Here is a 17734-nt window from a genome sequence, read left to right on the forward strand (position 1 = left end):
GCCTGGCCAGATTCGCCGCCATGACCCTCGAGCTACTGGTGCTGAAACTGGGCTCGACGTCGATTCCGCGAAGTCAGGTCATCTGGCCTTATCTGACCCACATATCCTCCCAGGCCCGGCAGGCGGCCCGGCCCAGGTGGAGGGGTAGAGCACCGGCATGTTCTCAACCGACTTTCCGGTTGGGATCCGCAGACACCCATGACGGTGGAACCGCTGCGCTTGTTCCACCCTACGCAATGTCTCATGACTCACTGTAAGCACGAAAAAACCGTAGGTCGGATCAAGCGAAGCGGATCCGGCATGCTGCTGGTGCTGAAACTGGGCTCGACGTAGATTCCGCGAAGTCGGGTCATCTGAAGGTAGCGAGCCCTTTTCTGATTCGCTGCGCTTCAGTTCGTAAACTGAAGTTTCACGGTTTTGAATATCAGCAAACGCTAATGCGTGCAGATATTAGTGGATACTAATATCCACTTTGTTTAGCTCTGTAGCTGTATAAAAACACAGGATGTATGTAGGAGAAACAATCTGATTATTCTTATAAAAACCCTTAAACGTGAATGAGGGCTCCTTTCATGGTATATTAAATACTCCGTAACCAATTGATATACAAACAAAAAGACCCTCATTCAATGTTCATTCTACGCGATCCTCTCAAGCCCCTATAAAGCGGTTTTCCCGACTCCGACAATGGCCGGGACCGTTTTGCCTGGATCGCTTACACAATGGTCGCCATTCTCATTCCCGTCACCAGCGCGCGCTCCTCGAATCTATTGCGCACCTTACAGAGCCTGTTCGGTCTGTCGATGACGCAACGGCGCTTCTACACCTTCATGGTCTCGCCAAAGACAATCAGGCGCGCTATCCCTGGTCGCAGAACATCGTCACCGTGGGGTTGTTGAATTCCATTCGTGGACGCGGGTGTTGTCTGCCGCTGGCGTTTCGATTTTACTTTCTGAAAAAGACCCTGGCCCAGGCGACAGTACGAATGGGGGCCGAGGAAATCGCCTTTCGCACCAAATTCGAGCAAGCCGTCGAGATGTTTGTGGAACTGGCTCAGGCCTTCACCCAACATCCCCTCGTGATCGTCACCGGCAGTTGGTTCGGTAACAACGGGCTCCTCAAGCCCCTGCGTGCGGCCATCGGCGATCGCGTGCATCTGCTTTGGCGTCTACGCGGCAATGCCGTGCTCTCTGCGCAACTCGATGCCCAAGGCGCAAATAGGTACCGCCATGGTGCCGGCGAGAAGCGCGCCAGCCGCCCGGAATCAGCAGGCTGATACGGCTTCCCGGGTATCGGGAAGGTGGAAGAACCCGGCGCAGTTTCGGTGCTGAGGCGATTGCCGCGCCTCACCCCCTCAGCAAGGGATTGTCGGGGAGACCTCGCGGGTAGATCTCCCGCCTGTCACCAGGAGGGAGACTCGAAAACCGACTGCTGACCGGCCGGTTTCGGTGGATCGAGTGGTTCTGTGGGGACATCCTCCGGTAGTAGGCTGCCCCAGTCGGTCCGCTCGCTCATCGCCTTCATGGTCGACTCCGGCACGACCGGTTTGCCTTCCCTCACCTGCCAGCCACCGCCGAGCGCGGTGTACATTCCGATCAGGTTGGTGGCGACGTTACCGCGCGCGGCGATCATCTGGTCCTGCACCCTGACCAGGAAGGTCTGTGTGTTCAGTACGCGGGTGTAGTCAGCCACCCCATCGCGATACTGAATCAGGGCGATCTCGACGGAGCGCTCGGCCGCCTTGACGCTTTTTTCCAGGGTGGTGGCCTCCTGCCCGCTGTAGAGGAAGCCGACCATGGCGTTTTCGACTTCCTGATACGCCTGCAGCACCGTATTCTGGTAGTTCGACACCAGTTGCTGGAACTGCGCGTCCTGGACCCGGACGTTGTTCGTGATCCGACCGTAGTTCAGGATGTTCCATTTGAACCCGGGGCTGATAACGCCGACCAGACTACCGCCCTTGAACAGGTCCGCCGCGTCGGATGCCTGTAACCCAATGTTTCCGACCAGCCCCAGACTGGGATACAGATCGGCTTTGGCGACCCCGATAAGCGCACTCTGCGCGGCGGCCTGGAGCTCGGCGCTGCGGATATCTGGGCGGCGGCGCAACAGGTCTGCCGGCACCCCGACCGCAACCGTCGCGGGCGGTCGTGGGATCTCTCCTGGCGTCCCTTTGAGGACCGTGTCCAGTTCCGCGGGCGGCATCCCGAGCAGGGTCGCCAATGCATTGCGTGACTGCGCCAGACCGTTTTCGAATTGCGGAATCAGGGCTTCGGTTTCGTAGAGCAGCGACTCGGCCTGTCGCACGTCGAGCTCGGTCGTGGCCCCGTTACGGAATCGCACCTCTGTGATGTTCAGGCTTCTCTTCTGGAGTTCGACGTTGCGTCGCGCGATCTCAAGGCGCGCCTCGAAGGTGCGGATGAGCGCGTAGGTCGAGGCCACGTCGCCCGTCAACAGGACGATCGCGTTGTCGTAGTCGGCCAGATTCGATACGAAGTTCGCATTGGCCGCCTCGATGTTCCTCCGGAACTTGCCCCAGAAATCCAGTTCCCAGCTCGCACCGCCCCCCAGGGCCCAGTTGTTGAAGGTCGTGTCGACGCCATTGGCCACGACCGGGGGCAGGTTATTGACCGGTACGGCGTTCTCGCTGATGGCCTGATAGGCGTAGGAACCTAAGGCCTGCTGTTGCTGGGGATAGAGATTGCCGACGGCGATGCCGAGCTGCGCTCGGGCCTCGATGACCCGCAACCCGGCCACCTGCAGGGTCTGATTGCCGTCGTATGCCAGCTCGATGAGCCGATCGAGTTCCGGATCGCCGAAGACGCTCCACCAGTCCCGGTAGCCGACGGCCTCCGCCGTCAGCCCCGGCTCGCCGACCTCCTGCCATTCGGGTTGTTGTGGGGCCTTGGGCGGCTCAAAGTTCGGACCGACCGCGGCGCACCCGCCGAGAAGGATGACCGCCGCGACGAACGCTGCCCTGACCCGGACGCGGTACCACCTCGCACCCCGGGCCACCTCCCGGTCGGAACCGCCGTTTCCAGCATCGATCATAGCGAGATGACTCCCGTTTGTTTCTCAGTTTGGCGCGCCGCACGAGTCCGGCAGCGGAGTTGCGGAGACTATTCGGGCTCCTGGACCTCAGCCGCCTCCTCCAGTTCAGGCTCCAGAACCGCGTAATTGCCGCCGTTGCCCGCGATGTAGACCCGCCCGGCGTTCACCAGCGGCTGTGACAGCAGCCCCTTGCGATCGACGCGATAGCGTGCGGCGAAGGTGCCGTCATCGGCGTTCAACCAGTGCGTGTAGCCCTCGAAATCCCCGACGACAACATAGCGATCCACCACCGCGGGCGCGCTAAGCCGACGATATTTCAGCTTGTCCTGCTTCCATAAGGAAGCGCCGGTGCGCCGGTCCAGGGCCCAGACATTGCTTTCGGCGTCGGTAACGAAGACATGATCGTCATCGAGATCCAACCCCATGCTGGAGGAAAGGTCTCGGCTCCAGAGGATCCGACCGTCGACCAGGGAAACGGCGGCCACGCGGCCATGGAATCCGGCTACGTAGACGACCCCCTCCTGAAGGCGCAGGACGCCATCAATGTCCACCATCCGCTCGAGCTCGGAGCGACCCTCGGGTACCGCGATGGTCGTCTGCCAGAGGACGTTTCCGAGCACCTGCGAGAGCGCCACCAGCTTGCCGTCATCGTAACCCACGATGACCTTGCCCGCGGCTACCAGCGGCTTGCTCTGCCCCCTTAGTGTCAGTACGGGCGCCGTGCGGCCCGCAGTCCAGACGATCTCGCCGGTAATTTCGTCGAGGCCGTAGACCCTGCTATCGTTGGTACGGGCAACCACGATGCCGAAATCGGGATGGCCGATCGCCATGACCTCGCTGGAAAGCTGTCGCCGCCAGAGTTCGGTCCCCTGCGCCGCATCCAGTACGACGACCTCCCCGGTGTCCGTGCCAATCGCGATCCGATCTCCGGCGCCGCTGACACCGCTGGTAATCGGTGTTTCGATCTCGACGTCCCAGAGTTCCTTACCGTCCTCCGCCGACAGCGCACCCAGGTCGCCCTTGTGATCGACCACGAATAAGGTGCCGGCATCGAGCAGGGGATGAAGTTTCAGATAGTTCTTGCCGGTCCCCTTGCCGAATGATGTGCGCCAGACCTGTCGAATCTGGAGAGTGGGTTCGAATTCCGTCAGCTCTGAAGGTTTGTTCAAGTTGTCCTTGCGGAACAGACCGGCGACCTTGCCCATGGCGCCGCATCCAGAAACCGCAACCGTCAGGGTGAGGACGCAGAGCACCATCAATCGCCCGCATATCGGTGGACGCCCGCGAAGACAGGCACCGAAAACCCGGCGTGCGCTAAAGCCAGTCATTCCCCAGAGGCGCGGGTGCCGGAACCCAGTTCGGCCCGTTTCATTTGCAGATACTCGGCGTTGTCGCCGTAAGTCAGCAACGCGCGATCGTAGGCTACCCGCGCCTTATCACTCTCTCCCAGCTTGCGATAGGCATCCCCCCGCACCTCTTCGACCAGTGACATCCAGGCGACCGGCAACGCATCTGACAACAGGTCCAACGCGGCTTGGGGTTTCCCCGAGGCAATGAGCACGCGTGCGAGCCGCAGCCGCGCCAAGTCCCGGGACGACGCTTCACCCGCCTCGTCCATGACCCGGCGCAACTCGGTCTCGGCGGACTCCGGGTCCCCGGCCTCGGCGTTAAGCCTGGCCATTTCCAGACCGGCCAGTGCCGCGTAGGGGGTCGATCCATAGTCCTCGAGCAACAGCTCCGCCTGGCGCTGCGCGGTTTGCGTATCTGCGCGCTTGCCCGCCGCCGTCATCTCCGCGTAGAGGGCAGACGCGGCCTTCGAATGACCCTCCTGCCAACTCACCCAGCCCCGCCAGGCAACCAGTGCCCCGACCCCGAGCGCGATACCCGCGACGATGGAGGTCCCATTCTCCTTCCACCAATTTCTGAGCGCCTCGACGCGCTCCTCGTCCGTCTCGTACGTGGTCATCAACCGTTCCCTTCCCCCAGGATTCCGCTGAGGTTGTTTCCGAGTTCTGCTCGAGGCACCGTGCGCTGCGGCTCACCGGAGCGCAGATACTTCACCGTGACGTTGCCGACCGCCGCCTCGTCCTCGCCGATCACTAGCGCCAGGAATGCCCCGCTGCGGTCCGCACGCTTGAACTGCGCCTTGAATCCCCCACCGCCGCAGTTGGCGACGAGGCGGAGCCAGGGCACTTCGTCGCGCAGCGACTCTACCAGTGCCCTGCCGGCCGCCTCCGTCCCCGCCCCTGACATGACGACGTAGGCATGCGGCGCGGTGGGCGTTGCTCCTCCGGTCTCGCCCAGCATCTCGACCAGACGTTCCAGGCCCAGGGCGAAACCGGCCGCCGGCGTAGGCCGCCCGCCGAGCTGTTCCACCAGTCCGTCGTATCTGCCGCCCGCGCAGATCGTTCCCTGCGCGCCAAGCGAATCGGTGACCCATTCGAACACCGTGCGGTTGTAGTAGTCCAGGCCGCGCACCAGTTTGGGGTTCTCGACATAGGCGACACCCGCCGCATCGAGCGTCGATTTCAGTCCTTTGTAGTGTGTCTTCGATGCCTCATCCAGTGAGTCGATCATCGACGGCGCGCTCTCCACCACCGGTCTCATGTCCGGATTCTTGGTATCCAGGATCCGCAACGGGTTCGTCCGCAGGCGATGCCGGGCATCCTCGTCCAGCGCATCCTCGTGCCTGAGCAGGTAGTCGGTCAACCTCTCCCGGTACGCCGCTCGGCTGGCCGGCGTACCCAGGGTATTGATCTCCAGTCTCACGTCTCGGAGTCCGAGTTCCCGCCAGAAGCGCGACGACATGACAATCAGTTCCGCGTCGATATCAGGACCCTCGAAGCCGAAGGTCTCTACACCGATCTGGTGAAACTGGCGGTAACGGCCCCGCTGTGGCCGCTCGTGTCGAAACATCGGCCCCATGTACCACAGGCGCTGCTGGCGGTTCTGAAGTATCCCCCGCTGTATACCGGCCCGGACGCAGCCAGCGGTCCCTTCGGGACGCAGGCTCAGGCTGTCTCCGTTGCGGTCCTCGAAGGTGTACATCTCCTTTTCGACGATGTCGGTGACCTCGCCGATGGAGCGCGCGAACAACTCCGTGGCCTCGACCAGCGGCATACGGATCTCGTCGTATCCGTAGCGGGCCAGCACCCCAAGGATCGACCGCTCGAGCGACTGCCAGACGGCCGAATCGGGAGGCAGCACATCGTGCATCCCCCTGACGGAATTCAGGATACCGGCCATCCGTTCCGCCAATCGACGCTTAGTCGCCGTTCACCGCCACGGTGAAAAGCGCCGTGCGGTCGGGTCTGGCGAAGCGCGCATGATCGAAGGGTGCACCGTTGATTTTGATGTCCACTGCGTCCGACTTACCCAACCGGATCCTGAACGGCGCCCGACCCTCGACGGTGCGCTGGTCTCCCGATCTGACCAGATCGAACAGCAGACGCCGGTTGTCGGCGTCATAGACCTCGGTCCAGGAACCCGCGTTGTAGGCCATGGCGAGCACGTCTGTGCCCTTCGCAGACACCGCAGAAGCCACTAACGTGCCATCGAAGGCCACGCCATCCGTCCGGACGTCGGAAAGCCGTGGGACCAGCTGATCCGCCGTTGCCGTCGGCGGATTCTCGAACTGGGCGATCTCGACGCGCTCCGGCCCGGTATCCCGGGAGGCACCCCCTCTTTCCTGTTCACCGTCTGGCTCTTCGACAGACGAGGACATCCCGGCTTCCGCCGCACCGGGCGCGGTGGCGGCGACATCGCCGGGCACACCGGAAGTCGTCGACATCGCCTCGCGACCCGATTTGGGGGCCTCGCCCACAAAACCGGCCCACAACAACCAGGCCGTGGCGACGATCCCGACAGCGACCGCGCCCCAGATCGGAAGCTTCTCGGCGATATCCCTCGGCATGCGACGTGTTGGCTCCGGTACCACGACCTCTTCGGGAACCACCCCGGTCTTGGCCCGGTATTGCGCGATCATGGGCGCGGGATCCAGCCCCAGAAATCGGGAATACCCCTTGATATACCCGATCGCGAAAATCGGCTCCGGAAGCCGCTCGAATCGTTCATTTTCGAGCGCGAGGACCGTATCGCGTGAGTACCGCAGTCGGCGGCACACGTCTTCCACGCCGAGTCCCTGAGACTCTCGCGTCTGGCGCAGGATCCCACCGGTCCCTGCCGATGGCGTCACATCGATCTGCAACCGAGGCGTAATGCACTGTTCTTCGATCATGGTTTCTCCGCCTCCAGAATGATGGTCATTTCCTCCGAGTCTGGAAACCGTTCTTTCAGCGTCCCGGAGTACTTGGCGGCTCCCTCGGTGTTTCCAAGCGCTTTTTCTATCTGATACCCGAGCAGCAGGGACTTCGAGCTGTGCTCCCAGCTCCGTTCGTAGCGCTGCATGAATGCCCGGGACTGCAGGTCGCGCCCCTGCTCGTGTGAGAGCTTCGCCATCTGGTATAACGCGGGGCCCCACAAGGAATTCTTCTGCAGCGCCAGGCGAAAATACGCTTCCGCGCCGGCCACATCCGGGATCTTCAACAGGCAGATGCCCGCATTCGTGTAAGCGCTTTCCGGCTGCTTGTAGAGCGGGTTCTCGACTGCCTTCATGAACTGTGCTTCGGACTCGCGGTAACGACCTTCGTCACATAGCATGATCGCGTAATTGTTATGCGCCATGGAGTCTTCCGGATCGAGCTTCAGCGCATTCTGAAAGTACTGCTCCGCGAGTTTGGCGTTGCCTAGCCGCATCTGCAGCAGTGCATATCCCCAGTGCGCCTCTGCCGATTTCGGGTCCGCTCTCAATGCCTTGAGGAACTTCTCGTTCGCGATCTGCAGGTTGCCTTCCTGCATGTAGCCGATGCCGAGTTGAACGTTGAGATCGGCAATGCGGGTCTCGTTGGTCTGCTGCTTTTCCTTGCTCGAACTCGCGCAACCGGAAAACGTCAACATCGCTAGCAGGATGAGCAACAGATTGCGCGTCACGGCGTCAGCCCTCGGCCCGTTGCTGAAAACTCGCCTCGAGGCGGGCGAAATGCTCCGGTCTGCGGCTACGGTCGTCCACCGACCCGGCCAGTTGGCCGCAGGCTGCGGCGATGTCCTGACCGCGAGGCCGCCGGGTAATCGTCGTGATCCGCCGCTCCTGCAGCACACGGGCAAACCGATCGATCACATCTGGCCCGGATCGTTCGAATCCCGCCCCCTCGAAGGGATTGAACGGGATCAGATTGACCTTGGCCGGGATATCGGCAAGCAGCTTTGCGAGGGCGCGGGCGTTCGAAACGGAGTCGTTGACATCTTTCAACATGACATACTCGAAGGTGATCGTGTGCTTGCGGTGCTTGTCTTGCAGAAAGCGCCTGCAGGCGCCCATCAGCTCTGCCAGGGGGTACTTGCGATTCAACGGGACGAGCCGATCCCTCAGCGCGTCGTCGGCGGCGTGCAGCGACACCGCCAGACTCACGTCGAGCGTCTCGCGCAACCGGTCCATGGCGGGGACGACCCCGGAGGTGCTCAGCGTGACCTTGCGCTTGCCGTGACCATAGGCGAAATCGTCCATCATGATCCTCAGGGCGTCAACTACATTATTGAAATTGAGCAGCGGCTCGCCCATGCCCATGAGTACGACGTTGGTCACGCCCGGCGTTCCCGGCGGCGCGGTCTTCAGCGCCCGTCGCGCGAGCCACAACTGGCCCACGATCTCGGCCGCCGACAGGTTTCGGTTGAAACCCTGACGTGCGGTCGCGCAGAAGGTGCAGTCCAGTGCGCAGCCGACCTGCGTCGAAACGCAGAGCGTGCCGCGGGACTTCTCCGGGATGAAAACGGTCTCGATGACGTTGCCGGCGTCCAGCCGGAGCGCCCACTTACGGGTCCCGTCGGAGGAAGACTGTTCGCCGCAAGCCTCCGGCACGCCGATGCACGCCTCCCGTGACAACCTATCGCGCAGTTCGCGGCTGAGATCGGTCATCGCGGAGAATTCCGTGACACCGCGGTCGTGGATCCACTTGAGTACCTGGCGGGCGCGGTAGGGGCGCTCCCCCATGCGTGAGAACAACGCCTCGAGATTCTCACGCGACAAGCCGAGCAGGTTGGCCGGCGCCGTGTGGTGCCCCGTCCCGGTCGAGGTACGCCGGACGGCCCCCGCGCGCACCGGGGACGGATGCGACGTCCCGAAAACCGGTTCGCTGCTGTTACCGGTGATCGTCACCGGGACCGCGGACAGATTTCCGTGGTGCTGAAGAAATACGCGATCTCGGTTCGCGCGGTGTCCGGCGCGTCGGAACCGTGTACGGCGTTCTCGTCGATGGTACTGGCGAAGTCCGCGCGAATGGTGCCCGCCGCCGCCTCAGCGGGATTGGTAGCGCCCATGACCTCGCGGTTCTTCGCGATGGCGTCCTCCCCTTCCAGCACCTGCACGATCACGGGTCCCGAGGTCATGAACTCCAACAGGTCGTCGAAAAACGGGCGCCCCTTGTGCACCGCGTAGAAACCTTCCGCTTGCTCTCGGCTCAGGTGCATCATCCGCGCGGCGACGATCGACAGTCCGGCGCGCTCGAAGCGGTCATATATCTGTCCGATCACGTTCTTCGCAACCGCATCGGGCTTGACGATGGATAATGTGCGCTCCACTGGCATAATCTGCAGCTCCATTGATTCAGTACACAATAGTCGAAAACCCGCCGGGAAACCTGATCGCGCACCGTTTTCGCGTCGAGTCGGGCAGGGATCGGGGATTACGCTGAAGAAAACCGGCGTATTCTACTTTGGCCCCGAGAGGCGGGCAATGTCGGGCCATCGTAGGGTTCAACCCCTTCAATGCCCGTTGTTCGAGATTCCCGCGACGTCTTCCGGGTCGATGTCGGGAAGGTGGCTGTCGTCGACGTGCCCACCCATGTGCTTCAATTCGTGACTGAGTTCGTCGAGACGCTTGTCCATGGCGTGGATGTGGTCGAGCATGCTGTTGATCGCGCTAGCCACGGGATCGGGCATATCCGCCGTGGCGCCGTAGGCGTCGAACCCGATCTTCTTCGCGGTCTCGTGTCGCCTGCGGGTCACCTCGTCCGAGCGCGTCGCGACCACGCGCCCCGGGATGCCAACCACCGTCGCCGCATTGGGGATGTCCTTCAGTACGACGGAGTTGGACCCGATGCGCACACCCTCGCCGATACGGACCGGTCCCAGGATCTTGGCCCCGGCGCCAACCACGACGTCGTTCGCCAGCGTGGGATGACGCTTGCCCTTCTGCCAGCTCGTCCCGCCCAGCGTCACACCGTGATAGAGCGTGCAGTCGTCACCGATCTCGGCCGTCTCGCCGATCACCACCCCCATGCCGTGGTCGATGAAAAAGCGCCGCCCGATGCGCGCCCCCGGGTGGATCTCGATCCCGGTGAGCCAGCGGGCGATATGCGACCCCATGCGCGCGATCCAGTTCGCCCCCACGTTCCATAGCCAGTGGTTCACCCGATGCATCAGTACGGCATGGATGCCCGGATAGGCGGTAAGGATCTCAAGGGTGCTGCGGGCAGCGGGATCTCGCTCGTAGACGCAGTTGATGTCCTCACGAAACTGCTCAAACATGCCTGATTTTCCGTCTTTGGGTGGCGAACCGGGCAAAACCTTGCAAGGCGAGCTTTCTGTTCGCTGGAACGGTTCGCCTGGGCAGGATCAAGGGTCGGGTCCTTTGCTTTGGCGCCATTCTAGCAGGCTGGAGCGAATCTGAGCGCTCCATATGAGCATCCGCGATGTCTGGCTCCCGGCCAATGATGGTGGCCCGCGCCGCACATGACAACAGCCGGCGCGTCACGTCGGTCCGCCGGATCCCGGCTCCCGGACGGCCAGACTCGCGGTAAGGATGCCGCGCAGGATGTTCACCTCCGCCCGCGTCAGTCCCGCCCGATGATAGAGTCGCCGTAACCTGCGCATCAGGTGACGCGGGTTTTCAGGATCCAGGAAACGCAGCGCAATGAGCGTCTGTTCAAGATGCGCGAACATCCGTTCCACCTCCTCCGACGACGCCGCTCTATCCTCTGGATCCTCCACCAAGGGCTCCGGGAAACCTGCCGCGAGCAGCAGCTCGTAACACAACACCTGTACGGCGGACCCCAGGTTGAGCGAGCCGAATCGAGGATTGCTGGGGATCCGGACCAGATACCGGCACCGGTCGAGCTCCCGGTTGCTGAGCCCGGTCTTCTCGCGGCCGAAGACCAGGGCGACAACTCCACCAGCCGATGCCCCCTCGCGCAACGTCCCCGCGCACTGGCGTGGGGTAAGTTCCGGCCACGAAATGCTGCGCCGCCGTGCGCTGGCTCCGACCACCACCGAGCAGCCTGCAAGGGCCTCGTCCAGGGATTCGCAAGCCCTGGCGTTTTCCAGCACGCCGGTCGCGCCGGAGGCCCGGGCGACGGCATCGGGGTGAGGAAACGTCCAGGGCCGGACGAGGCAGAGCTGCTCGAGGCGCATCGTCATCATGGCGCGCGCCGCCGCCCCGATGTTTCCCGGATGGGAGGTTTCGACCAGGACGACACGCACCCGGGACAACCACGAGCCGACCGGCTCGTTCTCCGTTTCGGGGAGTCGCATCCCGCCCTATTCCGGCCGCATGGACCGACGCCAGGTCTGTGATTCGCGGTCGAACAACTGCTCGGCGGATTCCGGACCCCAACTCCCGACGGGATAGCCGGCGATATAGTCGCGCTCCGTCGACCAGACCCGCAGCACCGGATCGACGATCCGCCAGGCCCACTCCACCTCGTCATAACGCAGGAAGAGCGACCGGTCCCCTTCGATGACATCCAGCAACAGGTCCTCATAGGCCTCGGTTGGGGTGTCTTGCTCGGTGACCAGGCTTGCGTCCAGGCTGCTCTGCCGCGTGGCCATCGCGAGCCCCGGCTCCTTGACGGTGAGTTCCATGCGAAGGCACTCGCAGGGATTGATCCCGAGGACAACCCAGTTATGGTGCATCCTGCGCACCTGGGTATCGCGAAAGAATTGCAGCGGCGGTTCCTTGAAACAGATCGCCACCATCGACTGGGTGGCCGCCATGCGCTTGCCGGTGCGCAGATAGAACGGCACCCCGCGCCAGCGCCAGTTGTCGATGTAGAGCTTGAGCGCCGCGTAGGTCTCGGTCACACTGCCCGGCGGGACCTTGTCCTCTTCCAGATAACCCCGCACGGTCCCCTCCCCGATCCGTCCAGCGGTGTACTGACCCCGCACCGCGTGAGCATGCACCGAGCTCGACGTGATCGGCCTGACCGAGCTCAGCACCTTGACCTTCTCGTCGCGCAGCGCCTCGGAGGCCATGGAGGCTGGCGGTTCCATGGCCACCAGGGTGAGCAACTGCAGGAGATGGCTCTGGATCATGTCGCGCATGGCCCCGGCACCGTCGTAGTAATCCGCACGGCTCCCGACACCCAGCGTTTCGGCCTGGGTGATCTGGACGTGGTCGATGTAGTTACGGTTCCACAACGGTTCGAGCAGTAGATTGGCGAAGCGGAAGACCAGAACGTTGCGAATCGTGCTCTTACCCAGATAATGATCGATACGATAGACCTGCGGCTCCTTCAGGTATCGCTCGATGCGCCGCTGAAGCTGCCGGGCGCTCTCCAGGTCGTATCCGAACGGTTTCTCGATCACGACGCGGCGCCAGCCGTTGGTCTCTTCCAGCAGGCCGTTGGCGGAGAGGCGCTCTGTGACCGTACCGAAATCGGAGGGACGGATAGACATGTAGAAGGCCAGGTTGGGGGGAAAGCGCTCGGGCTCCGCCAGCTCTTTCGCCATCCCGGCGTAGGTTTCCCCCGCGGTGATGTCGCCACGAAAATAGGACAACCGCCCGGAAAAGCGCGCGAACAGGGCTTCATCCAGACCGCCGCGCGCCTTTGCCCGAAGCATCTCGCGGACCTCTCCGACCCAGTGTGCGTCGTCCCAGGGCCGCCTCCCGCTGGCCAGGATCCGTGTGTCCGGGTGCAGTAGGCCGGCCGCGTCCAGGTGATACAGCGCCGGAATCAACTTGATTCGGGCAAGGTTTCCCGTGGCGCCGAAAATGACGAATGTACAGGCGTTGGTCATCGGTGTCGGAGGACGTATTCGATCCTGAGGTCAGGGTAGCAGTCTGACGGAAACGGTGAAACCGGTCCTGCAGGGCGGTATGCTCCGGCAACCTGTCTCTTCGCCGACAGGCCGTCCCGACTTCCTATTATCCATCTATTATCCATGATCGTCGTCGATGCGCGGAAGGTCGTATGGGATTCAGGGGATTTCTGTCCAATGACGTACCATCCTGCTTGTCTTTTCGTCCGTCCTCTGTGTTGCGACAACCGTTCCATACCATCGTTGATAGCCAGATCGATCGCTGGCCTACTCTGCCTGCTGGCGATCCTGCGTCAGGATGCGGTAGCGGATCAACCCGTTCCGCGCGCCGCCGAAACCACGGCCGTCTACCAGGGTGAAATCACGCAGGAGCGCAACCGCGAGATCTTCCGAAAGGCGGCCAGCCGCCCCCTGATGCGACTGCGCATCACCTCGCCCGGTGGCAGCGTGGAAGCCGGGATCGAACTGGGCCTGTGGGTGAAGGATCTCGGGTTGGATGTCGAGGTCGAGGGGCACTGTCTTTCGTCCTGCGCCAACTACGTCTTTCCCGCGGCGCGCCGCAAGACAATCCGCGACGGCGCGGTCGTGGCCTGGCATGGTAACTACCTGCATCTCTGGGAAACCGGCCAATGGGTCGATGACGTGGCCCCGCGGATGGCACGCTACGGCGAGGACGAGATTACGGCCAGGCGCCGCGCACGAGAGGAGGCCCAGCGCCTGGCGCGCCTCGAACGCGGGTTCTTCGCAGGGATCGGTGTCGACGAGGCCATCTGCCGCATCGGCAAGTTGCCGCCATTCAGTGTCCCCGACTACTACTTTCTCTCTGTCGCCGACATGGCCCGATTCGGCGTAGACAACGTTGATGCGCCTCGGGCCTACGCTACTACCGACACGGACGGATTCGATGTCGACATCGTCTTGATCGACCTGGGGGCTTGATGAACGGCGGGCAGGCCATCGGTTCCGCGGATGCGTCTCACAACCAGCGCATACACCCCATCTCCAGGGGATGACTCATCAAACGATGGTAGGGGTAGACCCGAATCGAGTAGTGCTGCAGGCCCGCTAGCGCGGGCAGGAAATCACGGGAGAAGACCGCTTCGTCCGTCGCCCTGGTATCCTCGGGTTCGAGTCGACAGATCACCGATGCCTGGAACTCACCCGCCTCGTTGCACCGCCCCGTCAGGCATTCCACCATCAGGTCCGTGGGCCGCAGCTGGTTCAGCTTGACGCCGACGCGTATCCGCATGATCTCGCCGTCCCGAATCGCCGCAGGCGGAGTATCGATGCGTTTGACCTCGACCCCCTCCCAGAGTCGCGAGACTGTCGCCTTCCATTCGGCCAGCACCCTCGCGGACTCCCCTCCATCCGCGCCTAACCGTAGTCCCTGCCGAATAGCAGGTGCATACAGGTGCCTCACATAGTCACTGAGCATTCTCGCGGCATTGAATTGGGGCAGGGACGAACGCATGGAGGCCTTCGACATCCGTACCCAGCCTTCCGAGTAACCATCCGCTTCCTGATTGAAATAGAGCGGAATCACCTGCTCCTCCAGGATATCGAGCAGGACGCGCGCTTCCACAGCATCTCGTTCCTCGTCGTCGCGTGCGTTGGTGTCGGGTCGTATCGCCCAGCCGTTGCCCTTGCGGAAGCCCTCTCCCCACCAACCATCCAGCACGCTCAGGTTGATGACCCCGTTCATGGCGGCCTTCTGTCCCGAGGTGCCGCTCGCCTCCTGTGGATAGGCGGGGGTGTTCAACCAGACGTCCACGCCGGTGAACAGCCAGCGGCCCAGCGCCAGGTTGTAGTCCTCCAGCAGCACTACCTTACCCTGAAACTCGGGGCGCATCGAAATGTCGTGGATCTGTCGGATCAGCGACTGACCCGGTTCATCGTTCGGGTGCGCCTTGCCGGCCATGAGGATCAGCACCGGTCTTTCGGGATCGTTCAGTAGACGCGCCAGGCGGTCGACGTCCCGGAACAGCAGTGTGGCGCGTTTGTAGGTGGCGAATCGACGCGCAAAGCCAAGGATGAGGATATTGGTACGGCGTGGATGCAGAAGTTTCGTCAGGTGGTCGATCTCGACCGGATTGAATCCGTTGCGACGGTACTGCCGCCTGGCGTGCGTCCTGATATTTTTAAGCATTTCCGATTTCAGGGACTGGCGCGTACTCCAGTAGGCGTAGTCGGGGAATTCGTCGATACACGCCCAGTAGTCGTGATTCAGCAGCTCGTTGCGCCACTTGCCACGCAGGTTAATGTCGAAAAAGGCGCGCCACTGCGAGGCGAGAAAGGTCGCCAGGTGTACCCCGTTGGTCACGTGGCCGATTGGATTCTCCACCGGCGGGACCTCCGGCCAGACATAGGACGACATGCGAGAGGCCACCTCGCCGTGAATCTGGCTCACACCGTTGTGAAAACGCGAGCCGCGCAGCGCCAGCGCTGTCATATTGAACTGCCCATCCGCGCCAGGGCTGTGCCCCAGCGCGAACAGGCGCGCCATTTCGATGCCCTGACCCTCCACCAGGCGATGCAGGGCCCCCGATAATAGTTGGAGGTCGAAGATATCGTGTCCCGCGGGGACCGGTGTATGGGTGGTAAATACCGTACCGGCAGCCACCAGCTCCAGCGCCGCCTCGAAGGACATGCCGTGAACGACGTGCTCGCGGCACCGCTCGATGATCTGAAACGCCGCGTGGCCTTCGTTGATGTGCCAGACGGTAGGATTGAGGTCGAGGGCTCTCAGTGCCCGCACACCACCCACCCCGAGAACTACCTCCTGGCACACACGACGCTGCTGCCCGCCACCGTAGAGCTTCCGGGTGATGTTCCGATCGTCCCCGTTATTCTCCGGCACGTTGCTGTCGAGCAGCAGGAGCCGGATTCGTCCAGCCTTCGCCTCCCAAACCCGCAAGACGACCTCACGTTCCCACAATGGCACACAAACCCGCAGCTCCGCGCCGTCCGCCTTGCGCACCCGCGAGACCAGCAGTTGCGAGAAGTCCGTTTCCGGGTAGCGGACTACCTGATTCCCGTGCCGGTCGATCTCCTGGGTGCCGTAGCCCTGCTGATAGAGCAGACCGACGGCAACCAGCGGCACTGCAAGGTCGCTTGCGGCTTTGCAGTGATCCCCGGCCAGGATGCCAAGGCCGCCGGAATAGATCGGAACGCTCTCGTGAAATCCGAACTCGAAACAGAAGTACCCGACCAGGTCTTTGTCGATATCCAGGCATTCGTCCAAATGGCAGCGCACCGGCTCTGACATGTAGGTGTCGTACTGGACGAGCGCCCGGTTGTAGCCCTCGATGAAGGTGTGGTCGTGCTCGACCTCGTCCAGTCGTTTCTGGGAAATGCGCCGGAGAAACAGCTTTGGATTGTGACCGGTCGACTCCCAGAGCGCCACGTCGAGGTAGAGAAACAGACTGCGTGTCTGACTGGACCAGCTATAGAAGAGGTCGTTCGCCAGATCCTCCAACCGGGCCAGCCGCGCGGGAATCGTGGGACGAACTTCCAACGAGTAAAGCGTTCCTGTCACCGTATTGCTCCACTAAGTTTATTGTTTGTCCCTACCCGGTTCACTTGGCACCGGCATACGATACGAGAAGTCTACACCCAGTCGCGGTTGCGTTCGATATTTATTCTATGTTCCAGCCAGCGACCATCACACGGAATCAGCTCGACTCGAGGGGAGGCGTCTGATCGTTACCGGGCGCAGAATCCGGGATTCAGAGTGTCATGCTAGGTCGGTCAAACCTGCCGGGTATGGGGCAGAGTGGCTTCGGCTACCGTAGCGGATACCATTCACGCCCGATGGCCGTCAATGGCCGGACCACATGGACAACATCCCGCCGATCAGGATTACCAGCATGAGTAGCATCAGGAGCACGCCCGGCACGTCGTCCCGTGTCCAGGGACCGGTCGCATCCGCGTTTCTCCGTCCCTGCGCCCGGCGTCGGTCCCACAGCACGGGTTGCCCGCTACTGTCGAACAGGGGAAAAAAGGACGATCGTCTGCGTTGTCTGCGATCTTTGCGGTGTCGGCGATCGGACGCCATCACCCTATTTCGATTCGTTGACTGCGGGTTTCAATCATCGATGCTCCACGAAATCGCTCGATTTTTCTCAAATCCTAAGTATAGACGGGCATCCTGAGTTCATCCCGGACCCGTTAAATGCCTCCACGGAAAGGGAAGCGTATGCTTGGGGACCCGTCATATCCGAGTTGACGATCGCGAACTGAATCCCTAGACTATTCCGCCTTCCCGGGCGGTTAGCTCAGCGGGAGAGCACTGCCTTCACACGGCAGGGGTCACTGGTTCAATCCCAGTACCGCCCACCATAACTCACTAGTAGATCTCAAGAAAAAGATTTTGGAAAAGCACGATATATCCGGATCTTACGAAAGGCCTAGACAACCAGGAAACGAAATAGTAACGTAACGTGGGGATCTCCGGAAAAACAGGGGGTCCACCACATGTTAAACTTTTATTTGAAGCTCACCAAAGCACATAAGAAATCGCTCATCGATAAATTAAAAAAGGCTCAGGACATGGGCGACATCCGTGAAGCCAAAAGATTGATGGCCATACTGGCAT

Annotated in this window: 16 protein-coding genes and 1 tRNA gene; 4 read left to right on the forward strand and 13 right to left on the reverse strand. The window is 62.0% G+C overall.

All coding sequences use genetic code 11. From position 1 onward, the window contains the following. Together LJE91_05965 and LJE91_05970 are read left to right on the forward strand one after the other, a co-directional pair. On the forward strand, positions 1–257 hold a 257-nt coding region (locus LJE91_05965; protein ID MCG6868280.1), incomplete at its 5' end, for a hypothetical protein. 629 nt (positions 258–886) lie between these two features. Beyond that, positions 887–1276, forward strand: a complete 390-nt coding sequence (locus tag LJE91_05970; protein ID MCG6868281.1) for a transposase — start codon at positions 887–889, stop codon at positions 1274–1276. A gap of 125 nt (positions 1277–1401) precedes the next feature. Here LJE91_05970 and LJE91_05975 read toward each other — a convergent pair whose 3' ends face one another. The 11 genes from LJE91_05975 to zwf form a co-directional block, all read right to left on the reverse strand. Next, entirely contained in the window at positions 1402–3051 is a 1650-nt protein-coding gene (locus tag LJE91_05975; protein ID MCG6868282.1) for an efflux transporter outer membrane subunit, read from the reverse strand. A gap of 68 nt (positions 3052–3119) precedes the next feature. Further along, the gene (bamB, locus tag LJE91_05980) at positions 3120–4307 is read right to left on the reverse strand and encodes an outer membrane protein assembly factor BamB (protein MCG6868283.1); all 1188 of its coding nucleotides are present in this window, start codon (positions 4305–4307) and stop codon (positions 3120–3122) included. Between the two features lie 68 nt (positions 4308–4375). After that, positions 4376–5017 (reverse strand): tetratricopeptide repeat protein, encoded by a 642-nt coding sequence (locus LJE91_05985; GenBank protein MCG6868284.1) that lies wholly within the window; start codon positions 5015–5017, stop codon positions 4376–4378. After that, positions 5017–6297: a histidine--tRNA ligase gene (hisS, locus tag LJE91_05990; protein MCG6868285.1), complete on the reverse strand. Its 1281-nt coding sequence runs from the start codon at positions 6295–6297 to the stop codon at positions 5017–5019. Before hisS ends, LJE91_05985 begins: the two co-directional genes overlap by 1 nt. Positions 6298–6316: 19 nt before the next feature. Beyond that, the gene (locus LJE91_05995) at positions 6317–7288 is read right to left on the reverse strand and encodes a DUF4115 domain-containing protein (GenBank protein MCG6868286.1); all 972 of its coding nucleotides are present in this window, start codon (positions 7286–7288) and stop codon (positions 6317–6319) included. Beyond that, a complete protein-coding gene (pilW, locus tag LJE91_06000) occupies positions 7285–8040 on the reverse strand; it encodes a type IV pilus biogenesis/stability protein PilW (GenBank protein ID MCG6868287.1) in 756 nt (251 codons plus the stop codon). The genes LJE91_05995 and pilW overlap by 4 nt, the downstream gene beginning before the upstream one ends. 4 nt (positions 8041–8044) lie before the next feature. Then, entirely contained in the window at positions 8045–9205 is a 1161-nt protein-coding gene (rlmN, locus tag LJE91_06005; protein ID MCG6868288.1) for a 23S rRNA (adenine(2503)-C(2))-methyltransferase RlmN, read from the reverse strand. A 53-nt stretch (positions 9206–9258) separates the two neighbouring features. After that, entirely contained in the window at positions 9259–9690 is a 432-nt protein-coding gene (gene ndk / locus LJE91_06010) for a nucleoside-diphosphate kinase (protein ID MCG6868289.1), read from the reverse strand. A 177-nt stretch (positions 9691–9867) separates the two neighbouring features. Then, positions 9868–10632, reverse strand: coding sequence for a serine O-acetyltransferase (cysE, locus tag LJE91_06015; GenBank protein ID MCG6868290.1), 765 nt, complete (start codon positions 10630–10632; stop codon positions 9868–9870). Positions 10633–10854: 222 nt separating this feature from the next. Next, a complete protein-coding gene (locus tag LJE91_06020; protein MCG6868291.1) occupies positions 10855–11634 on the reverse strand; it encodes an RNA methyltransferase in 780 nt (259 codons plus the stop codon). A 6-nt stretch (positions 11635–11640) separates the two neighbouring features. Continuing rightward, on the reverse strand, positions 11641–13119 hold the full coding sequence (zwf, locus tag LJE91_06025) for a glucose-6-phosphate dehydrogenase (GenBank protein MCG6868292.1): 1479 nt from the start codon (positions 13117–13119) through the stop codon (positions 11641–11643). 264 nt (positions 13120–13383) lie between these two features. Here zwf and LJE91_06030 point away from each other — a divergent pair, with 264 nt between their 5' ends. Further along, positions 13384–14079: a hypothetical protein gene (locus LJE91_06030; GenBank protein MCG6868293.1), complete on the forward strand. Its 696-nt coding sequence runs from the start codon at positions 13384–13386 to the stop codon at positions 14077–14079. Positions 14080–14116: 37 nt separating this feature from the next. Here LJE91_06030 and glgP read toward each other — a convergent pair whose 3' ends face one another. Together glgP and LJE91_06040 are read right to left on the reverse strand one after the other, a co-directional pair. After that, positions 14117–16675, reverse strand: a complete 2559-nt coding sequence (glgP, locus tag LJE91_06035; GenBank protein ID MCG6868294.1) for an alpha-glucan family phosphorylase — start codon at positions 16673–16675, stop codon at positions 14117–14119. A gap of 282 nt (positions 16676–16957) precedes the next feature. Then, complete coding sequence (locus LJE91_06040) at positions 16958–17194, reverse strand: hypothetical protein (GenBank protein MCG6868295.1); 237 nt, start codon at positions 17192–17194, stop codon at positions 16958–16960. Between the two features lie 209 nt (positions 17195–17403). Here LJE91_06040 and LJE91_06045 point away from each other — a divergent pair. Next, positions 17404–17478 (forward strand) — tRNA-Val (locus LJE91_06045). The last annotated feature ends 256 nt before the right edge of the window (positions 17479–17734 follow it).

It is taken from the genome of Gammaproteobacteria bacterium (assembly GCA_022340215.1).
In the GTDB taxonomy this organism is placed as follows: Bacteria; Pseudomonadota; Gammaproteobacteria; order JAJDOJ01; family JAJDOJ01; genus JAJDOJ01.

Excerpts from the sequence above, each read along its gene's own strand:
- LJE91_05995 (MCG6868286.1), bottom strand. The coding sequence starts at position 7,288 with ATGATCGAAGAACAGTGCATTACGCCTCGGTTGCAGATCGATGTGACG.
- cysE (MCG6868290.1), bottom strand. The coding sequence starts at position 10,632 with ATGTTTGAGCAGTTTCGTGAGGACATCAACTGCGTCTACGAGCGAGAT.
- ndk (MCG6868289.1), bottom strand. The coding sequence starts at position 9,690 with ATGCCAGTGGAGCGCACATTATCCATCGTCAAGCCCGATGCGGTTGCG.
- LJE91_05985 (MCG6868284.1), bottom strand. The coding sequence starts at position 5,017 with ATGACCACGTACGAGACGGACGAGGAGCGCGTCGAGGCGCTCAGAAAT.
- LJE91_06020 (MCG6868291.1), bottom strand. The coding sequence starts at position 11,634 with ATGCGACTCCCCGAAACGGAGAACGAGCCGGTCGGCTCGTGGTTGTCC.
- hisS (MCG6868285.1), bottom strand. The coding sequence starts at position 6,297 with ATGGCCGGTATCCTGAATTCCGTCAGGGGGATGCACGATGTGCTGCCT.
- LJE91_06040 (MCG6868295.1), bottom strand. The coding sequence starts at position 17,194 with ATGGCGTCCGATCGCCGACACCGCAAAGATCGCAGACAACGCAGACGA.
- bamB (MCG6868283.1), bottom strand. The coding sequence starts at position 4,307 with ATGGTGCTCTGCGTCCTCACCCTGACGGTTGCGGTTTCTGGATGCGGC.
- LJE91_05975 (MCG6868282.1), bottom strand. The coding sequence starts at position 3,051 with ATGATCGATGCTGGAAACGGCGGTTCCGACCGGGAGGTGGCCCGGGGT.
- zwf (MCG6868292.1), bottom strand. The coding sequence starts at position 13,119 with ATGACCAACGCCTGTACATTCGTCATTTTCGGCGCCACGGGAAACCTT.